Here is a 24,142-nt window from a genome sequence, read left to right as displayed (position 1 = left end):
ACAGAAAGAATTGCAATACGCGATGCAGGGCGCAATCCCGCCCACTTCAAGATGCGAAAAGACAGCAAGCAAAAAACACTAACCACCTGTTTTACAACAGATATTAAAGTTGGCACCCCTTGTGCTATCTAGCCTGTAGGCATGATTCATTTTTTAAATCGAATTAAGCCTAGCCCATTAACACGAGCCAAATAATAAGCGCCAGGCAAGTCCATCCAGCAAGAGGAGCTTCACCATGGGAAATGAGATGCGCGCCGCCCAGTCGGTCACCACCAGTAGCATTGCCAATGTGGACACGAATGCAACCAAAGCCGCTAAATCCACTGAGGCCAGCTCGACCAGAGTGCCTGCATCTATACCTAACATGGTGCGCGCCATAGACCTCATGCTGCTGATGCTAATTCTGCCCATCTGGGCGCCGCTCCTGTTATTCGCAATGGCCTATTGCAGACTCTTTCGTGGCCAGGCGCTGGAGACCATCTACTTCTTCGATGGCCAGAGCCGGGTTCGCCCACTCTATCGACTCTATCAGGGGAATCACCTCGCCGCCCTGCCGAGCATTTGGAACCTCATCAGAGGCGATGTCAGTCTAATAGGCGATCGCCTGCAGCTGGCATTGACTCAGGCACCAAACGCACCTTCACGCCCAGGCCTCATCAATTTTGAGCAGCTGTACCTGAGAATGGGGCTGAGTTTCGAATCACCAGAAGCGGCGATAGACGGCGCCTTTTCCACTCCTCAGGGCTATCTGCTGGCGCTAGTGCGCGCGCTAACCATGACGCTGCTGGCGCCAAGCCTGCCTGGCAGTCGCCACAGCCTCTCCCTGTTTGGGCTTAAGATTGCCAATATCAGCATGAATCAGCTGCTTGAGCGTATGCTTGCAGCCTGCGAGCGACAAGGCGCTATGGAGCGCTACTGCTTCGTCAACGCAGATTGTATGAACATCAGCCGCGATAATAAGGCCTATCATCACAACCTGACCCAAGCCGATCTAATCCTGGCCGATGGTTTGGGGCTAAGGCTCGCCAGTCGCCTCAAGGGCACACCGCTTGGGGATAACCTCAACGGCACCGACATGTTCCCGCTGTTGTGTGAGCGCCTGGCCAAGTCCGGCCACGCCATCTACCTGCTAGGTGGCCGCCCCGGCATCGCCCAGCTGACCGCCGACAAGATGCAGGCCAGATACCCGGCGCTCAATATCGCCGGTACCCATCATGGCTATTTAGATTCTGAGCAGGAGACGGCTAAGGTGATCGCGCAGATCAACGCCTCCAAGGCCAGCATACTCCTGGTGGCCATGGGCGCGCCCCAGCAAGAGTTGTGGCTGGCCAAACACCAGGCTCAGCTCAATGTCGCTGTGGGCATAGGCGTTGGCGGCTTGTTCGACTTCTACTCGGAGCGCATCATACGCGCCCCGCTTTGGGTCCGTCAGATAGGCATGGAGTGGATAGCCCGCCTGCTGGCTGAGCCCGCACGCATGTGGCGCCGCTACCTGTTGGGAAACCCCAGGTTTCTCTATCACGTACTCATTGAGACCATCTCAATCAAGCTACGCCGTGCTCCGCGCCCTGCTCAAGCTAGAGCTCAAACTCAAACTCAAATTCAAGCTAGAGCTCAAGCTGGCCAGGCGGCCTTGGCTCGCCAAATAAGCACGCCGAGACTTGATGGTCGCACTCAAGGTGCGCAGCTAAAACGCAGCACACACGCCCTGAGGCTCAGCCTAAACCGCGTCAGCAAGCGCCTGCTGGATATCCTGGGAGCAGGCATATTGCTTATTCTGCTCACGCCACTGCTGCTGCTCACCGCGCTGCTGATCCGCCTCGAATCACCTGGGGCCATCCTCTACAGCCAGCAGCGCGCGGGCCTCAACAACAAGCCCTTTACCATGTGGAAGTTTCGTTCCATGTACCAGGATGCCGAGGCGCGACTGGCGGCGCTCAAGGCCAGCAATGAGATGGATGGCGGCGTGCTGTTTAAGATGAAGCGCGATCCCCGCATCACACGTATCGGCAAGCTGATCCGCAAGGCCTCCATCGATGAGTTGCCGCAGCTGTGGAACGTGCTCAAGGGGGAGATGTCACTGGTCGGCCCGCGCCCGGCGCTGCCCAGCGAGGTGAGTCAGTACAGCCTTAGCGATCGCCGCCGTCTGTCGGTGAAGCCCGGCATCACCTGCATCTGGCAAGTCAGCGGCCGCTCTGACATCCCGTTTGACAAGCAGGTGCTGCTGGATGTGGATTACATCTATCAGCAATCCCTGTGGGCCGACATCCGCTTACTGCTTAAAACCATACCCGCCGTGCTGTTCGCCAGGGGCGCCTATTAATCTGTTGTGGAGAGCAACCTTATGCAAGCCATCATCTTAGCCAATCGTTCGGGTCATGAGTTAGCGCCGCTGGATCAATACTACTGCCCTGCGCTGCTGCCCGTGGGCAATCGCGCATTGATTGAGTACACCCTGGACGATCTCAGCAATGCAGGTATCACCCAAGTCAAACTGGTTCTGGGCCCTCAGGCCGGCGACATCGAAGCGCTGCTTGGCAAGGGTGAGCGCTGGGGACTCGATATCGACTACTTTCTCTGTAAGGCGGATGAGCCAGCATCCGAGGTGATCTCCCGTCTGCAATTAACCCCAGAGCAGCCTGCCTTGCTGCTTAGGGGCGATATACTGCGAACGCCTGTAATAAAGGCGTTCATCGACTTTGCCAAGCAGTTTCCCAAGGAACTGGTCAGCGCCAGAATAACCGGCATGCCAACCGGAATGCTCATGCTCCCTGGCGCCAGCGCCAATCTGGACCATCTCAATTGGCCGCTCATCGCCCATCCCAGCGCAACTGCCAGCAAGCCTCAGGGGGTCACCCTGGTACTCCATGGCCACCAGCACCACCTAGACAGCCTGAATGACTACCTAACCGCCAACCTCAACTTTGCCAGCAATCGCCTGGCGAGGCTCAAACCCCAACAGCGCTTTCAGGCCAACGAAAATGGCGGCGGGTGCTATCTGGCGCAGAAGGTGCAGTTTAACGGCGCGGCCAATGGCCAGGGCATGATAGGACAATGCAGCCAGCTCGATAACAACGTGCGCCTGGATGGCGACTTCGTGATTGGCGAGCACTGTCTCATCGACGCAGGCGTCCAGCTCAGTGACAGCCTGGTACTGCCTAACACCTATGTGGGACGCGACCTCAACCTTCATAGGGCGATCGTCTGCCAAAGCCTGCTGATCAATCTGGAGCACCAGGCCTATATCAGCATAGAAGATGAAAGCCTCATCGCCCCCAATCGTGCGGCGCAGCATCGCCAAGGCATGACTTTTAAAGCCAATGACATAAGCAGAGTAAGGCTGAGTGACAGACTGCTCGCCCTGGCACTCCTGCTACTGACGCTACCACTACAACTGGCCATAGGCGCCTACCTCACTATTCAGTCCAAGCGGCCACTGATTAGCAGCCAGCACCTGACCAGTGACAGAGGGTTAGGTTTCAGGCTCAAGCGCTGGCAAGTCACAAACCCACTGCTGGCCAGCCTGCCGGGCCTGACTCAAGTGCTTAAGGGTAAGCTCGCCCTCTTTGGTGACAGCCCTGATTGCAACGCCGATTGCAATCCTACCGACAATGGCAATTTACATGAACTCGGCGCGACCGTCGGGCTATGGGGACCCGTCCAGCTACTGCTCCCGAACGATGCACCGCTGGAAGAGAAGCGGCTGGTCGCCCTTAGCTTTAACGCCGAACCGGGCAAGCTGAAATACCTGAGGCTCATAGCGAGCTGCTTCGCCCAGCCGGCACGCTTGTCGCGCGCCAGCGCCTAGGGTGGGCTTACGAGTAACGATAGCAAAGCTGACCGATGCAAATACCGACACTATGACTCATTCAAAAAAACGTGAATATCTATAGGGATAAGGAGCGCAAGATGAAAACCATCATAACCTACGGCACCTTCGATCTGTTCCACTATGGCCATGTGCGGCTGCTTGCCAGGCTCAAGCAACTTGGCGACAAGCTGATCGTCTGCGTCTCTACCAACGAGTTTAATGCCCAAAAGGGCAAGGCCGCCTTCTTCAGCTACCAGCAGCGCGCCGAAATAGTGGCCGCCTGCCGCTATGTGGATCTCGTGCTGCCCGAGACCCACTGGGGCCAGAAAGTCACTGACATTGAAAAATATAATGTCGATATCTTCGCTATCGGCGATGACTGGCAGGGACATTTCGACCATCTTAAACACCTGTGTGAGGTGATCTACCTGCCCCGCACCGACGAGATCTCAACGACCGAAATAAAAAACGATCTCGCCTTTTTACGGCCCTTTCCCGACGCCTCAAACGATTAAAGCGGCTCAGACTAACGAGACTTAGGAGGCGGTATGAAGCGACTATTGGTTATCATGAGACTGTCTAGGGCCAAGCTAGTGTCACTGATAAAAGCGCTGTTCACCCAGGGCATCTATCAGCTGTCAGCCTTCGCCCCCCGCAGCCACAAGGCGGTCTTTGGCAGCTATAAGAATCGTTTCACCGACAATAGCAAGTACCTCTACCTTCACTGGCGCCGCGAGGCCTTTATCCGCTGCATCTGGATAAGCGGCGACAAAGCGCTCATTAAACGCCTCAGAGCCCAGGGCCATGAGGCCTACCCTCGCCGCTCCCTGCAAGGCATCTATCACTGCCTGACGGCAAAGTATTACTTTTACAGCAGCTATCTGGGGGATATTAATCAACATCTGGGGAAAGGTGCGGTAAAGGTGAACCTCTGGCACGGCTCGCCAATGAAAAAGATTGAGTTCGATATCGACTCGGGCCCGCTGGCCGAGATCTACCACGCCCCCAAGCCTGCCAGGCTCAATTACCGTCAGCAGCATATTCGCCCGGATCTGATGCTCAGCCCCAGCGTTCAGATGAGTCACTGCTTCCAGAGCGCCTTTCGGCTCAAGCCCGAGCAACTCCTCAGGGCCGGTTATCCACGTACCGATTATTTTAGCCGCTACCCAAGCGCGGCAACGCCTCTCAGCCAGCTGATTGGTCATCCCTTTAAACAGGCGATTCTCTACGCTCCCTCCTGGCGTGACACTGGCCTTAAAAAGCAGTCCAGCCAGACCAGTCCCTATGACCAGGCCTTTAACTGGGCCAAGCTTTCGGCGAGCCTGCGAGCCAAGGGGCAGGTGCTGCTGCTAAGGTTTCATCCCAACGAGGCCCATCTGGCCGGGCGCTTCAGCCATTTTGCCAACATCATAGATATCTCCCAAAGAGAGGATGTGTACGATATTCTTGGCCAGATAGACCTTTTGATCACTGACACCTCATCGCTCTTTATCGATGCCCTCTACCATGGCTTAACTTTTCGTCTGTACGACTTGGATAGCGGCAAACAGAGCCTGCATCAGCAACAAGAACAAGCGGTAACAGCCGAGCGCAGCCTGTATGACTACGCCGCATCACTCCCCCTGCTGGATAAGACGCGTGCCCGCCATTGGCATCTTAAGGATTTTGGCGAGCTACTGACATTTTTAGCCGCGGGAAACTTTAGCGTGAAGGCAGAAGAAATGGAGGATTATCGCCAGCTGGTCGAAACCTACTGGCAGGCCGATGCGCCGAGCAGTTTCGGCGCCTTGGAGCAATGGATGAGGCAAACGAGCGGCCAGACACACTGGGTCGGCGCTCAAGAGGCGTAGGCCTACTCGAGCCAAGTGCTCAGCCAGAGTTTTAGCTAGAGTTTTAGCTAGGCCAGCAGCCCCTGCCGGATTAAGTAATCTATCACCTGCTGTGCACATTCTTCTATTGTCTGCTCGGCGGTTTTTACATGCACCTCGGGGGAAATCGGTGCCTCGTAGGCAGAATCGATACCGGTAAAGTGTTTAATCTCACCGGCGCGCGCCTTCTTGTAGAGTCCCTTGGGGTCGCGCTGCTCACACACCTCAAGCGGCGTATCGATGAAGACCTCGATAAACTGATGAGCCGCCAGCAGATCTCTCACCAGCTGACGATCGGCGGCAAATGGCGAGATGAAGGCGGTCGATACCAGGGTGCCAGCATCGACAAACAGCTTGGCCACCTCGCCGATACGGCGGATATTCTCGACCCTGTCCTCATCGGAAAAGCCCAGGTCGCCGTTGAGCCCATGACGCACATTATCGCCATCGAGTACATAGGTATGACAGCCTCTGTCATGGAGCAAACGGTCGACCGCGTTGGCTACCGTCGACTTACCCGAGCCGCTCAGGCCGGTAAACCAGAGTACGGCGCCTTTGTGGCCGTTGGCCTGCTCGCGCTCCGCGTGAGTCACGCTGGCCTGATGCCACTGAACATCGCTGGATTTCACATTAACATCGAGTGTCTTATAGGGGGACATCGGCTTTCCTTAACGGGTTAACAGCAAAACAATTGGCATAGATTCGGTATCTCATCTATCGCCTAAAACGGGAAAAACAAGGGTACTGTCAGTAGGACTATGGCGCCATAGGTCAGACTCACTGGCACGCCCACCTTAACAAAATCCATCAGGCGATAGCGACCTGCGTTATACACCATGAGGTTGGTCTGATAGCCATAGGGACTGATGAAGCTGCCGCTGGCGGCAAAAGCAACCGTCATCACAAACGGCAGAAAATCGACCCCGAAACCCAGGGCAATGCTGTAGGCGATGGGAAACATCAGCGCCGCCGCCGCGTTATTGGTAATAAGCTCTGTCATCAGCCAGGTGGCGAGATAAACCAGCAATAACGCCAGCATCAGATGTTCTTTCTCCGCCGTCCCCTCTACCCAGCTGGCCACCAGCTCGGCCACACCGCTATTGACCAGGGAATGGGAGAGCAAGATGGCCGAGGCCACCACCAGCCAGATATCCACCGGGAAGCGGCGCACCACTTCATTGACGTTAAGGCACTGAGTGAAGATCAACACCCCCAGCAGCAGCAACATCCCTTGGAGCATCTCCACCACCCCTGTGGCGGCGAGGACCAGTGTCAGCACGAAGCCGCCGATAGAGATCCAAGCCTTCTTGCCGTTGTTGCGAGTCTCGGGCTCGACGCCGCTGATGACGATAAAGTTCTTGCTGATGTTGTGGCGGGTAAGGAAGTCCTTACCGACGGCCAGCACTAAGAAGTCGCCCGCCTTGATCTGCACCTCGCCGAGCTTGCCGGAGATCTCTTCGCCGTCACGGCGAATGGCCACGGCGGCGGCGTCAAACAGGGCGCGAAATCCTGCCTTCTTCATGGTCTTACCCACCAGCACGCTCTCCTGCTTTACCACCACTTCGGTGAGGTTGCTATCGAGCAGGCCATTTTTTTCAGCAAACATCTCAAGGCCAGAGAACTGGCTAAGCTGCATCACCTTGGCGATATCGCCGCTGAAGATCAGCCTGTCATCCTGCTGTAGCACCTCGGTGGGCGTCACTGGGCTGATGAGGCGGCCATTACGCACCACCTCGACCAGGAACAAGGATTCGAGGTGTCTCAGACCGTTATCTTCCACCGAACGACCAATCAGCTCAGAACCTGCCACCACCTTGGCATCGATAAAGTAGCCCTTGGAGCAGGTCTCCTGATGAGCGATATCCGGCAGCCATCTGGAGGCGATACGCAGCACCAGACCACAGCCCAGCACCAGCAAGGCACCGATGGCGGTGAAAGAGAAGAAAGAGAGCGACTGACCTGAGGCATCAATCACCATACTGTTGACGATAAGGTTGGTCGAAGTCCCCACCAGGGTCAGGGTACCGCCCAGTATCGCCGCATAAGACAGGGGGAGTAATAACTTACTCGCCACATGGTGCGGGTTATTGCGAATCGGCGACAACAGGGTGGCCACCACGGCGGTATTATTAAGCAGGGCCGAACTCAGCGCCGTCATGCCGTACAGGCGTAGCCAGGTGGTACGATAACCACTGATGATCACCTTGGCGGCGATGACCCGCAGCAGCCGGGTCTTCTCCAGCGCAAAGGAGCAGAGGATCAGCAGCACCAAGGTCACCAGGCCTGGGTTAGACATGCTGGAGAGCAGTTGCTCCTTAGTCACCAGGTTAAACGCCACCAACACCAGCAGGGTCACGCCAAACACCAGCGCCGGCCGGTTTTGGAAACGCACCAACCCCACGATGGTCGCGAGGAAGATGGCGATGGTGAGATAAGCGTTAAATGTCATAGTTTGCTTTCTTAAGCCTCAGGCTAACGCTTCTAAGTCGGTGTTCGCCATCAAAACGATATTAAACACCTTACTTAGTGCTAGCCCTTGGCCTCAAGTGTCCATAACTGATATCCGCGACTAATGTCTGTCACTAATATCTGCTACTAAGATATAAGTAATTAGGCCTTGGAAATATCCTTCACTCCCCAGTGCGGGAAATGCTTACGCACTAAGGCATTCATCTCCAGCTCGAAGGCCGAGATCTCACGTTGCTTGCCCTTGCCAGCGTCGATTGCCTTGCGGATCATGCCCGCCCCCACAGTCACATTGGTGAGTCTGTCGATGATGATAAAGGCGCCGGTGGCACGGTTATCTTCATAGGCGTCAAACTGTACTGGCTCGGTCACCGAGAAGTGACAGTTGCCCATCTCGTTCAGGGCCAGTTGCTGGGCGCTGTGTTGAGTCAGATGGTTGATATCCACCTTGTAGTTGATGGCATCGGCATAACCGTATACCGCCTTGCTGCCAAGTTTAAGCGCATATTCTCTATCGACACACAGAGGCTCTTCGGTCATCCACACCACGTCGGCCTCGAAATGAGTGGTCGAGTTCGGTTTATCGTGAGGGCGCACCAACATGTCGCCGCGGCTGACGTCTATCTCATCGGTAAGAGTGAGTGTCACCGCCTGCCCTGCCACTGCCTTTTCAAGCTCACCATCGAAAGTCACGATTGACTTGATGCGGCTCTCTTTGCCTGATGGTAAGGCGGCGATGGTGTCGCCGACACGGATCTCGCCCGATGACACCGTGCCGCAGAAACCCCGGAAGTCCAGGTTTGGACGATTGACATATTGCACCTGGAAGCGGAAGGATTCGCTCCTGTCCTGCTCCACAGAAACTGTGTTAAGCAGCTTGATAAGCGTCGAGCCTGGATACCAGGTCATGTTCTCGCTCTCGTTCACTACGTTATCGCCCTTGAGCGCCGAGATCGGCACGAAGCGCACGTCGGTAAAGGCAAGATCTTTGGCAAACTCGCGATAGGCCTTCTTGATCCCCTGATAGATCCCTTGGTCGTAGCCGACCGCATCCATCTTGTTGATGGCGATGATCACATGCTTGATGCCCAGTTGTGAGCAGATATAGCTGTGACGACGTGTCTGAACCTGCACCCCATGACGGGCGTCGATCAGGATAATCGCCAGATCGGATGTCGAGGCACCTGTGGCCATGTTGCGGGTGTACTGCTCGTGGCCCGGCGTATCCGCGATGATAAATTTACGCTGCTCGGTGGCGAAATAGCGGTAGGCCACATCGATAGTGATCCCCTGCTCGCGCTCCGACTGCAAACCATCGACCAGCAGCGCCAAGTCAAAGGCCTGATCTGTAGTGTTGAAACGCTTGGAATCTTTCTCGATAGCCGCCATCTGATCTTCGAAGATCATCTTGCTATCGAACAGCAAGCGGCCGATCAGGGTCGACTTACCATCATCCACGCTGCCACAGGTCAAGATACGCAACATATCTTTGTTTTCGTGAAGCTTTAGGTAACCTTCGATGTCGGTCTGCAATAATGTGTTTTCAGTCGTCATGGTATTTCTCGTATTCGTAATCTGCTGCGTACCTGGCCAATGGGCCATAAATGCGATGCCTTAAGTTAGAAGTAACCTTCCATCTTCTTCTTTTCCATCGAGCCGGCGGAGTCATTATCAATCACCCGTCCCTGACGCTCTGAGGTAGTACACAACAACATCTCCTGAATAATTTCCGGCAGGGTTGTCGCCTGAGATTCGACGGCGCCGGTCAGCGGATAACAGCCTAGGGTTCTGAAACGCACCATCTTCTGCTCTACGCTTTCACCTGGCTCAAGCTCCATGCGCTCATCGTCGACCATGATCAAGGTGCCATCACGCTTCACAACTGGGCGAGGCTCGGCGAGATACAGCGATGGGATCTCGATATTTTCCAGATAGATGTATTGCCAGATATCCAGCTCGGTCCAGTTAGACAGCGGGAACACCCGGATGCTCTCACCCTTGTCGACCTTGCCGTTATAGATGTTCCACAGCTCGGGGCGCTGATTCTTAGGATCCCAGCGATGCTTACTGTCGCGGAACGAGTAGACACGCTCCTTGGCGCGGGATTTTTCTTCGTCGCGGCGGGCACCACCGAAGGCAGCATCGAAACCATGCATGTCCAGCGCCTGCTTAAGGCCCTCTGTCTTCATGATATCCGTATGTTTGGCACTGCCATGGGTAAAGGGCGAGATGTTCATCTCCAGGCCACGGGGGTTCTTATGCACGATGAGATCGAAACCATACTGTTTAGCCATGCGATCGCGAAACTCGATCATCTCCTTGAACTTCCAGTTGGTGTCGACATGCAGCAAAGGAAACGGGATTTTGCCGGGATAAAAGGCCTTGCGCGCCAGATGCAGCAACACAGAAGAGTCTTTACCAACGGAATAGAGCATCACGGGATTTTCAAACTCTGCGGCAACTTCACGCATGATCTGAATCGATTCAGCCTCGAGTTGTTTAAGATGGGTTTGCTGTGTAGACATATGGCTTTCCGTTTTATTCCAATGTTATCAAATTGCTATTAACCAAGATGCCAACCTACTCTACATTTCATTCAACATAAAATCTAAGCATGGTTAACCAAAAATCGGCCTAAACAGGATAATACCAGCACGGAGTCGTTTTAGAAGTTATAAATATTAATTTATTTATACCAAAAAGAAATAACAAGTAATCGAAGAGAAGATGGAATAGAAGTCGAGATGCTTGGAGATTGGACATTAAGGAATGAGGGTCGAGGGTCGAGGGTCGAGGGTCGAGGGTCGAGGGTCGAGGGTCGAGGGTCGGCAGCCTCACTTAAACATGAGCAATCGTTCAACTGCTGTTTTACTCATTCGAGACTTTTCCTCATGATTGAAAAATCGCCCCTTAAACAATGCTCACATACTCCTCCAACCCTTTATGGCCCCTTGACGTTAAGAACTCCAGCAGGGCTTTGGGACTATGGTTAAGAATTCGCTCAATTGGGAAATCAACTTCTTGAATCAACTCAATCGCTTTGTCAAAGCCACCTAGACTAAAGGCAACGTGTGAGTCTGATCCCAAGACCAAATAGCCTCCAGCCTCCTTTACAGCACGGGCAATTGCCGTACAGTTTTTCAGGCTGCCTTGCCGCGAGGTCAAAAATGAGGAGTTATTTATCTCAAGGGCAACATTGTGGGTCGCGGCCGCTTCAGCGACACGCTTAATGTCGATGGGATAAGCAGGGTTGCCAGGATGACTGATGATATCGACATTGCCACTTTCAATGCAATTAACGAGAGCCTTAGTATGAGCAGCTTGAGTCGATGGCGGGAAAACAGGCTCATGAAACCCCGCTAGCACGATATCTAACTCATCGAGATAACTACCAAAGAAATCAATATCACCATTTTCGTTTTTGATATTGGCTTCAATGCCTCTCAGCACACCGATACCATCGACAATTCGAGGCAACACACGCATGTTCACGAAATGCCAAAAATGAGGCGCGTCAGCCATATCTGGCCCATGGTCAGTAATGGCAAACAGCCTAATGCCCTTCTCTTTCGCCACAGCTAGATAATCATGAACCGTACTATAGGCATGTGTCGAAGCTATAGTATGTGCATGTACATCAACAAGGAACTTCATCGGCGATTCCGTTAGCATGAGACCAGGTTAGAGAAGAATAACAATAGAGGGACTAGTCTACTCATTTCAACCGCATTACTCCATAACGCTGCGAGGCCTGCTACTTGTTCTTAGTCTTTTAGAATGCGGCTCACACATACAACTCTCCTAAAACAAAGTATCTAGCTCTTAATCCCCATTAACCGTTTGCATTTACTTCTTATAATAACCCTTAAACCATTCAGCAAAGGCTTTGACCCCTTCGCGTATATTCACTTGTGGCTTGTACCCCACAGCTTTAAAGAGATCCTCGGTATCTGCCCAGGTAGCTTGAACATCACCATCTTGCATGGGCATCATGAGCTTCTCAGCTTTTTGTCCTAATGCATCTTCAAGCTCACTGATGAAATCGAGCAATCGAACCGGTTGACCGTTGCCTATGTTATAAATGCGATAAGGAGCATTACTGGTAGCAGGAGAGCCCTTTTCTACGGTCCAATCAATCTGCTTCTGTGGCACTTTATCGACCACTCTAAGAATGCCTTCGACAATATCGTCAATAAAGGTAAAGTCTCGACTCATATCTCCTTGATTAAACACCTTAATAGGCTTACCAGTGGTTATAGCATCGGCAAACAGCATAGGGGCCATATCTGGACGTCCCCAAGGGCCATACACAGTAAAAAATCTCAGCCCTGTTGTAGGCAGGCCATAAAGATGGGCGTAACTATGGGCCATCATCTCGTTAGCTTTTTTAGTTGCAGCATAAAAAGAAACAGGATGATCGACAGAATCCGATGTTGCAAAGGGCATCTTCTTGTTGAGGCCATATACCGAGCTGGAAGAGGCAAAAACCAGATGTTCTATACCATGTAACCGACAGCCCTCCAGCACAGCAAGTGTACCGATAAGGTTACTGTCCGCGTATGCATATGGATTTTCAATCGAATAACGAACACCAGCCTGGGCACCTAAGTGAATGACCCTAGTGAAACTACCGTTAGCGAAAAGCTCAGCCATGGTATCCCTGTCAGCCAGATCAATACGCTTAAATGCAAAATGTTGATAACCAGCCAGCCTATCTAATCTAGCGCGCTTTAACTTCACATCGTAATAATCATTGAGGTTATCTATGCCCTGGACGCCAACCCCAGCCTCACATAAACGTTCACATACTCTAGCGCCGATAAAACCCGCCGCACCAGTAACCAAGTACTTCATATTATTCTTCTCACACTTCTTTGCCACTGCGCGCAACGCGCTTAATCTTGACCAAAAAGATCTCGGGTATATACTTTTTCGCTAACATCCTGTAACTCGTCAACCATTCGATTGGAAATAATAACATCAGACGTCGCTTTAAACTCTGCTAAATCATGTATAACTCGAGAGCGAAAAAACTCTTCTTCCTCAAGCACAGGCTCATAAACTACCACTTCGATCCCTTTGGCCTTAATTCGTTTCATCACGCCTTGCACTGCTGAGGCTCGAAAATTATCTGAGCCCACTTTCATAATCAACCGATATACGCCAACTACTCGAGGTTTTTTGGCAATAATGGCATCTGCAATAAAGTCTTTACGAGTTCGATTTGCATCAACAATAGCAGCAATCAAATTGTTGGGAACCTGATCATAGTTAGCTAAAAGCTGCTTAGTGTCTTTAGGCAAACAGTATCCACCATAACCAAATGAGGGGTTGTTATAATGATCTCCTATTCTTGGATCATGGCATACACCATCAATGATTTGTCGAGGATCTAAACCATGAGTTTCGGCATAGGTATCAAGCTCATTAAAATAAGCGACCCGCATAGCCAAATAAGTATTAGCAAATAACTTAATCGCCTCAGCCTCAGTACTTCCCGTAAAAAGAAGCGGAATATTAGGCTTAAGTGCAGCTTGAGTGAGTAACTGAGCAAAACGCTCGGCGCGCTCTGAACGTTCACCGACGACAATTCTTGATGGATAAAGGTTATCGTACAAGGCCTTACCCTCTCTTAAAAATTCGGGAGAGAATATGATATTAGCTGAGTTATATTTTTTCCTTAGCACTCTGGTAAACCCTACTGGTACAGTAGATTTTATGACGATACAAGCTGAAGGATTTACGGCAATAACGTTTTGTGTGACTTCATCGACCGTCGTCGTATCGAAGTGGTTGGTCTTGGGGTTATAGTCTGTTGGCGTAGCGATAATGACATAATCAGCCCCCCGATAGACGTCTTTGTCAGTGGTAGCCTTTAACTGTAATTTTTTGTTTTGCAGATATTCTTCAATAAGGTCATCGGCGATAGGTGAACGCCCGGCATTCACCATTGCCACCCGATGCGAAGATATGTCTAACGACCAAACCTGATTATGCTGCGCCAACAAAACGGCATTCGACAAACCAACATAACCCGTCCCTACAACCACTATCTTCATTTAAATTCCTAAGAAAGTTCTGACTCGAAGCAACATTAGCTCACTCGTAAATAAAACTCTACTGCAAAAAAATATAAACCAATGATTCAGATAGATTAACCAGGCAAACGCTCTAAAATCACTCTAAGAGGTAAAAGGTTATCCGTCAGCGCAGGGACTCACTCTAGCCATGAAATACACAAAGAGTTGGATACGGTGTTGAAAAATATCTATTCCCCAAAATTACTAAGCACAGATTCATGAGCCTCTATTTGTTTCGGGGCTATAGGCTATTGCTGCTTCGTGCTTTTTTTTCGAAGTGTTGAAGGTCAAAATGTGGTAAATCCCTAGCGCTAGACCGCCAATGACAACGGTAACTAGGGTAATAAATGGCATCATGCTACTTATTGTTTCCAACATCGCTCGCAACCTCTTTTCCAGATATGTCTTCCGACATTAACACTTTCCCCCACTGACTCCCCCCTACCAGATAAGCGGAAATGAATTTGATATCACGCGTTTGACCTAGCCCATGATGTCTATTCTGCCTGGCAGAAGGCTATCTGAGATTACTGGTTATTAATATAACTCTTGCGGTTCACTGCATCGATGACATAGCCACCCTCTACTAATGCATAAGAGCCAAAGCCTGCACGCGGTTCGGTAAAACGATATTCTCGATAATGCCGACCTTCATCAAAATATTCATAAACAGTATATTGCTGCGGACCCGCTGCTTTGAGCATCTGGCTCTCTGTCATGCAAGTCGTGAGACGCCGAAAGCGGATGGCATCTTTGTCGACTTTAACTCGTTTACAAGGGTGTTCATCGACAGCTACAACTTGGGGAGATTTCTCAGGCACTGGAGTGATGGGGTCTCAGGGGATTGGTACCACCATGTCGACCGTTGACCCTTTTTCCAATACTAAGGGTTTACTTTTTTCGTCACAGGGGTCGGCTTGATATACGCCATCGGTGCAGCGGTAGACCTCAGCACTTGTAGGAACCACATATAATAGTAAAGTGATGATACACAATCCAATAATGACTATGAACTTCATACAATCCCCGTTGATTATTTAATCAGCTTACTCTCCTTTAATAACCAAAGAAACATCATCACGGTACCTAGCGTTAAGCTACTCAATCTTAATTCTGTCTGTAGTGGCCAACTGAAATTATTCCTGTTGGTTCCCCTCTCCCATCAAACACTAGATGAGTGATTTGCACTTGGGTGGCGCAACTGACAAAGCTCGCTTTGCAACGAGTCCTATGCAAAACACTGAAGCAAACACTGATTTCCATTGCCAGTAGTCTTAACCAGTCTATTTCTCAGCTCCCTCATGACTGACACAAACCTCGCACAGGCTTGCTTTGCAAAGCCCTATGGGCTCACGAGAGAAAGTAAGTACTGACCATAGCTGTTATTCAGCATAGGTTTGGCAAGACGAAGGATATCCTCACTAGTCAGCCAGCCATTACGCCAGGCTATCTCTTCAAGACAAGCCACTTTTAGACCCTGCACAGTTTCTATGGTTTGAACAAAAGATGAAGCCTGCTGCAGACTGTCGAAGGTACCTGTATCAAGCCAGGCAAAGCCACGTCCCAACAGTTCGACCTTTAGCTGGCCGCGCTTTAAATAGGATTGATTAATTTCAGTAATTTCAAGCTCGCCACGTTTTGAGGGCGTTAATCCTTTAGCGATATCGATGACTTGATTGTCGTAAAAATAGAGTCCGGTTACCGCCCAGTTAGATTTGGGGGAAGCTGGTTTTTCATCAATTGCCAAGGGGGTGAAATCAGCGTCAAACTGCACCACGCCGAACCTTTCAGCATGGTCGACCTGATAGGCAAAGATAGTTGCTCCCATTGAATCTGCATTGCTGAGATCAGCTACAGTCTGTTTCAGCGTGAGACTGAAACCCTGCCCATAAAAAACATTATCTCCCAACACCAAACACACGCTGTCGGTACCAATAAACTCCTCAGCAATGATAAAAGCCTGCGCGATCCCTTCAGGCTTTGCCTGTACTTGATAGGAAAGCGAAATACCAAAATCACTGCCGTCTCCGAGTAAGCGTTGAAACAGCATCTGTTCATCAGGGGTCGTGATGATCAAAATATCGCGGATCCCCGCCAGCATAAGGACAGAGAGCGGATAATAGATCATTGGCTTGTCATACACAGGAAGCAGCTGCTTAGAAACGCCGCGTGTGATGGGATATAACCGCGTGCCAGTACCACCAGCTAATAAAATACCTTTCAAAGTACGCTCTCTTCAATAAGCTCTAAAACTGAATTTACCACGCTAATACAGACCAGCAGCCGTGTAAAAAATAAGTTTAAAATAAAAATGCCACTACCTGGAAGGATAGTGGCATCAATAGCTCTACAACTAGTAAAAATTAAACTTTAAACACCTGCCGTAGACACAGCCTTTGCAATCGCTTCAGCTTGCTTTTGACTCATTTCAACATCGGTGGACTCGACCATAACGAGAATTAATGCTCAGTGCCCGATTTTATAAACAATCCAATAATATAAAACCCAAAAAAATCCTCATGTGAGGATTTTCCCAACAACTCAACAACCTAAGCTTTACGAAGCCAAGTTAATATTTGCCAAATGTGTGCTAATGCCCAGTTATAAGCAACAAAAATGGCGACAAAACCCAAAAACATGATCCATTCAGGCAAATGCATCCATTCTCCGGAAATACCGATTGCAGCGAGCGCTATAGAAGCCAGAGAGATCCGTACCAGCGTTTGTTTTCGACTGTAACCCGCTCTTTCAAATATATGGTGAAGGTGATCCCGGTCAGGCTTAAAAGGTGACATCCCTTTTTTAACTCGGCGGTACATGATTGCAGCCATGTCCATTAACGGAATACCAATCAGATATAGCGCAGTAACGGGGGCAAATACCCGAACGTCAGCTTCAACACCCAATACGAGCAGCCATACTACTGTCAACCCAATCAACATGCTTCCTGCGTCGCCCATAAAGATTTTTTGAACGGTTTCAAAAGGCCATCTCAAATTGAATATCAAGTAACCAATGATTGCGCTAATGAAAAGCAGAGGAAGAATAAACCAATCATTACCGGCAGCGTAAAACAGCAATGCCAGAGAGGTAAAGGTGACAAGACTCAACATCCCGGCTAAGCCATCAATACCGTCCACCATATTAAAGGCATTAATTGCACCGATAACGGCCAGTATGGTGACAAAAACACCTAAATATCCGAGCTTTAACTCAAAGAAATAAGTGATATGACCCAGTGATGTAAGATAAAACCCTGCACCAAAGACCAGAATCGAAGCAGTGATCACTTGCGCAACGATTCTAACGCGGACAGACAGATCATATTTGTCGTCCAATACCCCCAAAAACAATATCAGTGCAGCAGAAATCAAGTAAAGGTTAAATACCTGATTTTGTTCAAACACAATACTGGAAACAAGCAGGACACTACAATAAATAGCCACCCCACCAATTAACGGTATGGCGCCAACATGTGTTTTCCTTTCATTTGGTAAATCTACTAAGCCGACTTTTTCCGCAATTGGGTGAAACAACTTAATCGCAGCACACGTTAAGCAAAACACCGTCACAAACGGTATAAAGTATTCCATAAACTCTCTTCCCTAAGCCAATATAGAATGACGAGGAACCATACCGATCCCTACCGCCAACAACTACCAGTCATACAGTATAACCTCTATATGACAAGGTAAAAACGGTTCAACATAAAACGCTGTAACTTTGTACCTGAAGCCTGGTATATTTTACGATGGCTTTGTGAATTTAAACCATCGATGCATGAATGCGGTAATGCGCCAGACATAACTTATCGCGAGATAGTACAAAGCAAACACCAACAAAAATGAGACAAACATCACGGTTTCATTAATCTCGAGATACTCAGACCAAACGCCTACAGCGGCCATCATGGTCGCAATCAAACAAATCACCAATAATGATACTCTCGGCGACATCCCGACACGTTGACAGATGTGATGCAAATGCTCTCTATCGGGCTTAAACGGTGATTGACCTTTCTTGATGCGGCGTGACATGATACACACCATATCCATTAACGGCAGCCCGATAAACCACAACGCAGTAACAGGGCGAATGACCACCTCTTGCTGATCCTGACTCGCATCAATCAACAACCAAATAACGGTAAAACCAATAAACATACTGCCGGCATCGCCCATAAACACTTTAAAACGACGACCAAAAGGAAAGCCTAAATTCAGCAAGATATAAGGCAGCATCGCCACCATGAGCAGCAAACAAAAATGTGCTAACTCTATCTGCCCTGCACCGTAAAACATATAACCCAGTGCAGCAAAGGTCACCAAGGCTAATCCACCTAACAAACCGTCAATGCCATCAACCATATTAAAGGCGTTAATGGCCCCGATCACGGCAAAAATGGTCACGACATAACTCACGAAGATCGGTAGGATCAGCGCCTCATCACCAGCAATAAAACCTAAGTAATATAGACTCTTATAACCGATCAAAATCATCGCCATCGAAATCGCTGCCTGCACCCACAAACGGGCTTTAAAGCTGAGATCAAAACGATCATCAAGCACACCTAGCACAATCAGTACCGTGGAGCAAACCATGTAAAGCATCACATTACTAGTAACATCGAACACCAAACAGATGTTAAGCATGATAGCGGTGAAGATGGAAATACCACCAATTAATGGCACTTGGCCTACATGTAACTTGCGCTCATTAGGCTTATCGACCAGGCCAATTTTTTTAGCTAACTTACGGTATACAAACAAAAAGACAAACGAACTTAAAAATACACTGACTACGGATAAACTGGTCGACATACTAGACTCGATGGTTTACTAAACCAAAATCATAATTAAAAGTAGGACTCATCAGGCTCAGTTAACAGAGCATGAACTGAACCAGTATAAAAAGCATACTAAACAAAACGTCCATGTCTTTAATTTCAATCAGTTAATCGATCCTGAGACAGCTTTACACCAAACAAAACAAGCGGTAACGCAATAACATCCCATTAGATCACTAGGCGATTATAACGTAAAAAGTCTAACAAAATAATCAAGTAACCGTGATTTGCACAAAAAATGAGACAGTCGTGAGATTATGTCTCAAAACCGTCTCATTCATAGGCATCCCCTTGATTATTGGTCACAAAACAGGCTAAATCGAATAGCCTTGACTATTTTAACTTATCAATGGCGCTTAGCACTAACTTCACTAGTAACTCTGCACGTTCAACTGAATCTGATTCAGCATAGCAGCGAAGCTCTGGAGCATTACCAGAAGGACGTAAATGTACAATTTCACCATTAGTAAAAGTCATACGCAAGCCATCAGTAGTATCTGTAGTTGCAAGCTTAAAACCAGTAATGCCTAATTGTGATAATAATTGCTGATTCTTCTTTAGGCCTTGTTCGATAATTTCCAAGCTTTTATTTCTCGGAAAATTCTGAATACGGTCACTAGCAGTATAGCTAGAAGGAAGACGGTCAACTAAAGAAGAAATAGTGCTTTTACTAGCCATAACTAGAACAGCTAAGACTGGTAGAACTGCATCTCGGGTTGGTAAGGCCGATAGCTGTGCGCCGTTAAGTGAGACGTCTGAACCTAATAAAAACCCACCGTTAGCTTCAAATCCCGCCACACGCTGATATGCATGATTCAATTCATCGAATGCAGCTATCACGTAAGGTGAACCAATTTTAGTCCGCTCAACTCTTTGAAAAGCTCCACTAGCTTCAATAGCTGTGTTACAGCTAACAGGAACAGCTACCGCTTCAATGTTTAAGTGCTTAGCCGCAAGCAAACACAATATATCACCACGTAAATAAGTACCTGTTTCATCTGAAAGTAATGGCCTGTCACCATCACCATCGGTAGAAAATATAGCATCTAATTGGTATTCATTCTGCCAATTTTTCGCCATTTCAATATCAGCTAATCCCACAGCCTCGGTGTCGATCGGCACAAAACAATCACTACGACCTAAGCTAACAACCGTGGCACCAAGCTGCTCAAACAAGTTTGCGTATAAATCCCGCCCTGCACTAGAGTGCTCATAAATACCGATTCGCTTACCTTTGAGCAAATCTGCACCAAAGACATTGAGATAACGTGCGAGGTAGTAATCTGCAGCTTTAGTTTGAACTCTAGGTAGATCTGATTCCTCAACTTTGGGCAGCTTAACGCCTACGGCTAAGATGTCTAATTCATCTTCTTTACTGATTTCTCCGTCAGGGCGGTAGAATTTAAGGCCATTTCTATCAAACGGGATATGACTGCCGGTAACCATGATCGCTGGAATTTTCTCTGCTAGCGAAGTGACAGCTAATGCTGGTGTTGGAATGACACCATAATAATCAACTTCTATGCCAACCGCTTTTGCTGCTGCAATACAAGCAGCTGCTATATCTGGACTACTTGGACGATTATCAATCGCAATGGCCAAACGCTTAAAACTAAAGCTTTGTTGCATGGCTTGAATAAACGCTAAAGTAAAGGCGGCGCATACTTCCGATTTAAAGTCTGTAACCAAACCACGAGCGCCACTAGTACCAAAAGCAACCCCACTTTCTTTTATGACTTGGGAAACACATACCTGCGTCATTAATTTGCCCTGCCATATCTGTCTTCAAAACGCACAATATCATCTTCGCCAAGGTAAGATCCTGACTGTACTTCGATTAACTCAAGCGGCACTTTACCTGGGTTTTCTAGAGCATGAATGACACCAACAGGGATATAAGTTGATTGATTTTCTGTCAGCAAAAGTTCTGTATTGCCATTGGTGACTTTAGCTGTACCAGTCACCACAATCCAATGCTCAGCACGATGATGATGCATCTGAATAGAAAGCTTCTCACCTGGCTTAACCGTAATGCGTTTGACTTGGAAGCGATCACCATCATCAATCGAATCGTATTTCCCCCAAGGACGGAAAACTTCACGGTGATGTTGCCACTCGCCACGATCTTCTGTTTTTAGCTGCTCCACGATCTTTTTTACTTGCTGTACTTCAGATTGTTTTGCCACCAAAATCGCATCTTTGGTTTCGACTATTACTACGTCGTTCAAACCAATTGTAGTAACGAGCTTTTCTGTCGCGTGAACATACGAATTACGAGTATTGAGATTAATAACATCACCTCGACAAGCATTACCATATTCGTCTTTATCTGATACTTCCCACAGTGCAGACCAACTTCCTACGTCACTCCAACCGCAGTTCATAGGCACAACTACACCTTGGCCAGTTTTTTCCATCACCGAGTAATCAATAGAATCATCAGGACACGCTTCAAATGCCTCTTTATTAACACGTATAAAGTCCAAATCGGCTTGTGTTGCCGCCATGGCTTGCTCACATGCACTAAATATATCCGGACGATGGGTTTTAAGTTCAGCCAAATACGCACTGGCTTTGAATAAAAACATACCACTGTTCCAGTAGTATTCACCTGACGAGAGATATTCCTGAGCAGTTTCTAGATTAGGTTTTTCAACAAACTGTGCCACGCTAAAACCAGCACTACCAACTTGCACGTTGCCACGCTTGATGTAGCCGTAACCTGTTTCAGGAACAGTAGGCACAATCCCAAAGGTTACTAACTTATCCGCTTGCGCAAACGGCAATGCTTGCTCTACCGATGAACAAAATGACTCTTCGTCCTTTATAACGTGATCAGCCGCTAACACAAGTAATAGCGGGTCATTACCATTTTTTAGAGCTTGCAGAGCTGCTAAAGCTATTGCTGGAGCGGTATTACGTCCGGCCGGTTCCAAGATAATACCGCTGGTTTGGATGGCGTTAGCTCGAAACTGCTCAGCGACCGAAAAACGGTGTTCTTCATTACAAATAACCAAAGCTGGTGCGTGCTGAATCCCTTTTAAACGCCGCGCTGTAGTTTGCAGCATGGAATCATTACCAAATAAGGTTAAAAACTGCTTAGGAAATTGTTGACGTGAAAGCGGCCATAAACGGGTTCCTGAACCTCCGGCCATTATAACAGGTAGAATCATAAAATCACCTTAATCTAAATCACTTCTTAAATATATATTTAAAAAAAACAAAGCTTTTAATCAACCGTCTAAATCGAAATAACTTTGGTTCTTTAACAAACCTAAAAAAACCTTCCAATCCCATACGTTGAATAATAACAGGCGCTCGCTTAATATTCTGACTCAAAAAGCCGAACGTCCCTCCACATCCCACAGCAGCTCTAATGCCTAAGGACTGGAGATAGTCGTAGTTATCACTCATCCAGAACTCTTGTTTTTTAGCCCCGAAGCCTACAAACAAATAATCTATATTTACTTTCTCGAGTTCACTTCTAATTTGCATATCATTCTGCTTAGAAAATGGGTACGGTTCAAAGGTGGGAGAAAAACCAACACAGTTAACTCCAAATTTTTCTTTTACATATTCTACAGCAGCTCGATTATTAACTCTGTTATCACCTAAAAGAAAAATAGTCTGACCAGTAGCCTTACATCTATCTATAACGTCATAAATAAAATCGGAACCACTAATTTTCTCCGCATCATGAGGACTTAGCAACTTAGAAAAAAAATAAGGAACCTGCCCGTCAAATGTCGAGTAATTATCATTAATTATCGCCATGAATTTCTTATCTTTATAAGCTTCAACTATAAACTCTGCATTTACAGTAATAATCAACTTAAGGTATTCAGACTCTCTCAGAAGAATACTTCGAGTAACACCTTTAAAAGATAAACCACAAAACTTTACTACATCAAAGCTCATTTAATACCGCCCCAAATTTGTTAAGCGTTGCTGCCCAAGAATATTGCGAACAACCAAGTTCTCTGGCATTATATGACATAGTTTCAAAAATAGACTGCGATTCTAATATTTCTAAAACACGATTGGCAAATAACTCTTCAGTATCAGCAATAAAACCTGTAAAACCATCTCTAATATTAATCCCCTCTGCCCCAACCGATGTTGTAACTATAGGAAACCCCCGGTATAGAGCCGTTATGTTTTTTACCTTCATTCCACTACCATACTTTAGAGGACATACAAAAGCTGTGCACTTTGATAAAACACTATCAATATCCGAAACAAAACCATGAGTAATAACATTGGGAAAAGTTTTTAGGTATTCATTTTGTTCTTTAGAAGCAGAACCAACAATGTGAAGAACAGTAGTTGGCAATCTTTCCAGAATCAAACTCCATGAACTGTCTAAAAACCATTTAATACCATCATAATTTGGATTCCAATTCAAACCACCAACAAAACATATTGCCGGCGAACTTGATGAATACTGTAAATCTGGTTTATTTAATAAAGAATCATCACCTAAATGATAAGTTTCACGAAATTTAAAGCCCAAATTCTCATCATCTAACTCTTTTATTACCTGAATGTCATTAGGAGCAGCGACAAAAAACCGCGTTCTTTTCAAAATGTCGAGCTCCATATTTCTCACCCTAATTGACTCAAAACCTAAAACAATCTTAGCAAAGAAGTTATTACTTAGTTTAGCGCGTCTAAGCCATATTAAAAACTCAGCATTATGAGCATGATATATAGTCTTATTGTCAAATCTTCTATCTATGTACTGATACATAAAGAAATGATCAACAACTATAACATCTACATTCTCAAGCAGTTCGGAAATCTCGCTTTTTAATCTAGAGTTGTAATTTCGTATTACAGATACTGGCTTACGTAATAAATAACTTTTCAACAAATTAAGTAATGAGGGTTTCTTATGTCGCTCACTAACATAAAACTTATTCCCGGAGACTAACTTTTTTTCTTGGGTCAAACTAACTAAAGTTACATCATGGTACTGTTTCAAATAGTGGATCAATTTTGATGTCTTAAGTAAACCACCACTAATTTCACACCCTTCAGGGTCTAGAGGTGTGACAAAACAAATTTTCAT

The 24,142-nt window shown here is 47.8% G+C and carries 19 protein-coding genes; 4 read left to right on the top strand and 15 right to left on the bottom strand.

The window, feature by feature from the left end; genetic code table 11:
* Window positions 1-235: 235 nt before the first annotated feature.
* From K0I63_RS07175 to K0I63_RS07160, 4 genes are all read left to right on the top strand, one after another.
* Window positions 236-2,323 (top strand): WecB/TagA/CpsF family glycosyltransferase, encoded by a 2,088-nt coding sequence (locus K0I63_RS07175; protein ID WP_258406957.1) that lies wholly within the window; start codon window positions 236-238, stop codon window positions 2,321-2,323.
* 21 nt (window positions 2,324-2,344) lie between these two features.
* Window positions 2,345-3,808, top strand: a complete 1,464-nt coding sequence (locus K0I63_RS07170) for a nucleotidyltransferase family protein (protein WP_220082989.1) — start codon at window positions 2,345-2,347, stop codon at window positions 3,806-3,808.
* 101 nt (window positions 3,809-3,909) lie between these two features.
* Entirely contained in the window at window positions 3,910-4,326 is a 417-nt protein-coding gene (gene tagD / locus K0I63_RS07165) for a glycerol-3-phosphate cytidylyltransferase (RefSeq protein ID WP_220082988.1), read from the top strand.
* Between the two features lie 33 nt (window positions 4,327-4,359).
* Window positions 4,360-5,661 carry a CDP-glycerol glycerophosphotransferase family protein gene (locus K0I63_RS07160; RefSeq protein WP_258406956.1) on the top strand — a complete coding sequence of 434 codons (1,302 nt, stop codon included), beginning with the start codon at window positions 4,360-4,362 and terminating at the stop codon, window positions 5,659-5,661.
* A gap of 47 nt (window positions 5,662-5,708) precedes the next feature.
* Here the strand turns inward: K0I63_RS07160 and cysC are convergent, their stop codons facing one another.
* From cysC to K0I63_RS07085, 15 genes are all read right to left on the bottom strand, one after another.
* Complete coding sequence (cysC, locus tag K0I63_RS07155) at window positions 5,709-6,338, bottom strand: adenylyl-sulfate kinase (RefSeq protein ID WP_220082987.1); 630 nt, start codon at window positions 6,336-6,338, stop codon at window positions 5,709-5,711.
* 62 nt (window positions 6,339-6,400) lie between these two features.
* Entirely contained in the window at window positions 6,401-8,128 is a 1,728-nt protein-coding gene (locus K0I63_RS07150) for an SLC13 family permease (protein WP_220082986.1), read from the bottom strand.
* A gap of 161 nt (window positions 8,129-8,289) precedes the next feature.
* Entirely contained in the window at window positions 8,290-9,699 is a 1,410-nt protein-coding gene (cysN, locus tag K0I63_RS07145) for a sulfate adenylyltransferase subunit CysN (RefSeq protein WP_220044783.1), read from the bottom strand.
* Window positions 9,700-9,764: 65 nt separating this feature from the next.
* The gene (cysD, locus tag K0I63_RS07140) at window positions 9,765-10,670 is read right to left on the bottom strand and encodes a sulfate adenylyltransferase subunit CysD (protein WP_220058579.1); all 906 of its coding nucleotides are present in this window, start codon (window positions 10,668-10,670) and stop codon (window positions 9,765-9,767) included.
* A 385-nt stretch (window positions 10,671-11,055) separates the two neighbouring features.
* Window positions 11,056-11,799 carry a phosphatase gene (locus tag K0I63_RS07135; RefSeq protein WP_220082985.1) on the bottom strand — a complete coding sequence of 248 codons (744 nt, stop codon included), beginning with the start codon at window positions 11,797-11,799 and terminating at the stop codon, window positions 11,056-11,058.
* Window positions 11,800-11,991: 192 nt separating this feature from the next.
* Window positions 11,992-12,999, bottom strand: coding sequence for an NAD-dependent epimerase (locus K0I63_RS07130; RefSeq protein ID WP_220082984.1), 1,008 nt, complete (start codon window positions 12,997-12,999; stop codon window positions 11,992-11,994).
* A 41-nt stretch (window positions 13,000-13,040) separates the two neighbouring features.
* A complete protein-coding gene (locus tag K0I63_RS07125) occupies window positions 13,041-14,204 on the bottom strand; it encodes a nucleotide sugar dehydrogenase (RefSeq protein WP_220082983.1) in 1,164 nt (387 codons plus the stop codon).
* Window positions 14,205-14,752: 548 nt separating this feature from the next.
* Window positions 14,753-14,929 (bottom strand): hypothetical protein, encoded by a 177-nt coding sequence (locus K0I63_RS07120; protein ID WP_220082982.1) that lies wholly within the window; start codon window positions 14,927-14,929, stop codon window positions 14,753-14,755.
* Between the two features lie 638 nt (window positions 14,930-15,567).
* Window positions 15,568-16,449 (bottom strand): glucose-1-phosphate thymidylyltransferase RfbA, encoded by an 882-nt coding sequence (rfbA, locus tag K0I63_RS07115; RefSeq protein WP_220082981.1) that lies wholly within the window; start codon window positions 16,447-16,449, stop codon window positions 15,568-15,570.
* Window positions 16,450-16,774: 325 nt separating this feature from the next.
* Window positions 16,775-17,818, bottom strand: coding sequence for a UDP-N-acetylglucosamine--undecaprenyl-phosphate N-acetylglucosaminephosphotransferase (wecA, locus tag K0I63_RS07110; protein WP_220082980.1), 1,044 nt, complete (start codon window positions 17,816-17,818; stop codon window positions 16,775-16,777).
* Window positions 17,819-17,971: 153 nt separating this feature from the next.
* Window positions 17,972-19,045 carry a UDP-N-acetylglucosamine--undecaprenyl-phosphate N-acetylglucosaminephosphotransferase gene (gene wecA / locus K0I63_RS07105; RefSeq protein WP_220082979.1) on the bottom strand — a complete coding sequence of 358 codons (1,074 nt, stop codon included), beginning with the start codon at window positions 19,043-19,045 and terminating at the stop codon, window positions 17,972-17,974.
* A gap of 359 nt (window positions 19,046-19,404) precedes the next feature.
* Window positions 19,405-20,832: a phosphomannomutase gene (locus K0I63_RS07100; RefSeq protein ID WP_220082978.1), complete on the bottom strand. Its 1,428-nt coding sequence runs from the start codon at window positions 20,830-20,832 to the stop codon at window positions 19,405-19,407.
* Window positions 20,832-22,244 carry a mannose-1-phosphate guanylyltransferase/mannose-6-phosphate isomerase gene (locus K0I63_RS07095; protein WP_220082977.1) on the bottom strand — a complete coding sequence of 471 codons (1,413 nt, stop codon included), beginning with the start codon at window positions 22,242-22,244 and terminating at the stop codon, window positions 20,832-20,834. The genes K0I63_RS07100 and K0I63_RS07095 overlap by 1 nt, the downstream gene beginning before the upstream one ends.
* A gap of 19 nt (window positions 22,245-22,263) precedes the next feature.
* Complete coding sequence (locus tag K0I63_RS07090; protein WP_220082976.1) at window positions 22,264-22,989, bottom strand: WecB/TagA/CpsF family glycosyltransferase; 726 nt, start codon at window positions 22,987-22,989, stop codon at window positions 22,264-22,266.
* Window positions 22,979-24,142, bottom strand: a complete 1,164-nt coding sequence (locus K0I63_RS07085) for a glycosyltransferase family 4 protein (protein ID WP_220082975.1) — start codon at window positions 24,140-24,142, stop codon at window positions 22,979-22,981. Before K0I63_RS07085 ends, K0I63_RS07090 begins: the two co-directional genes overlap by 11 nt.

This window comes from Shewanella rhizosphaerae (assembly GCF_019457655.1).
Lineage (GTDB): Bacteria > Pseudomonadota > Gammaproteobacteria > Enterobacterales > Shewanellaceae > Shewanella > Shewanella loihica.
Note: the sequence above shows the minus strand (reverse complement) of the source record. Positions and strands in the feature narration are given on the sequence as shown.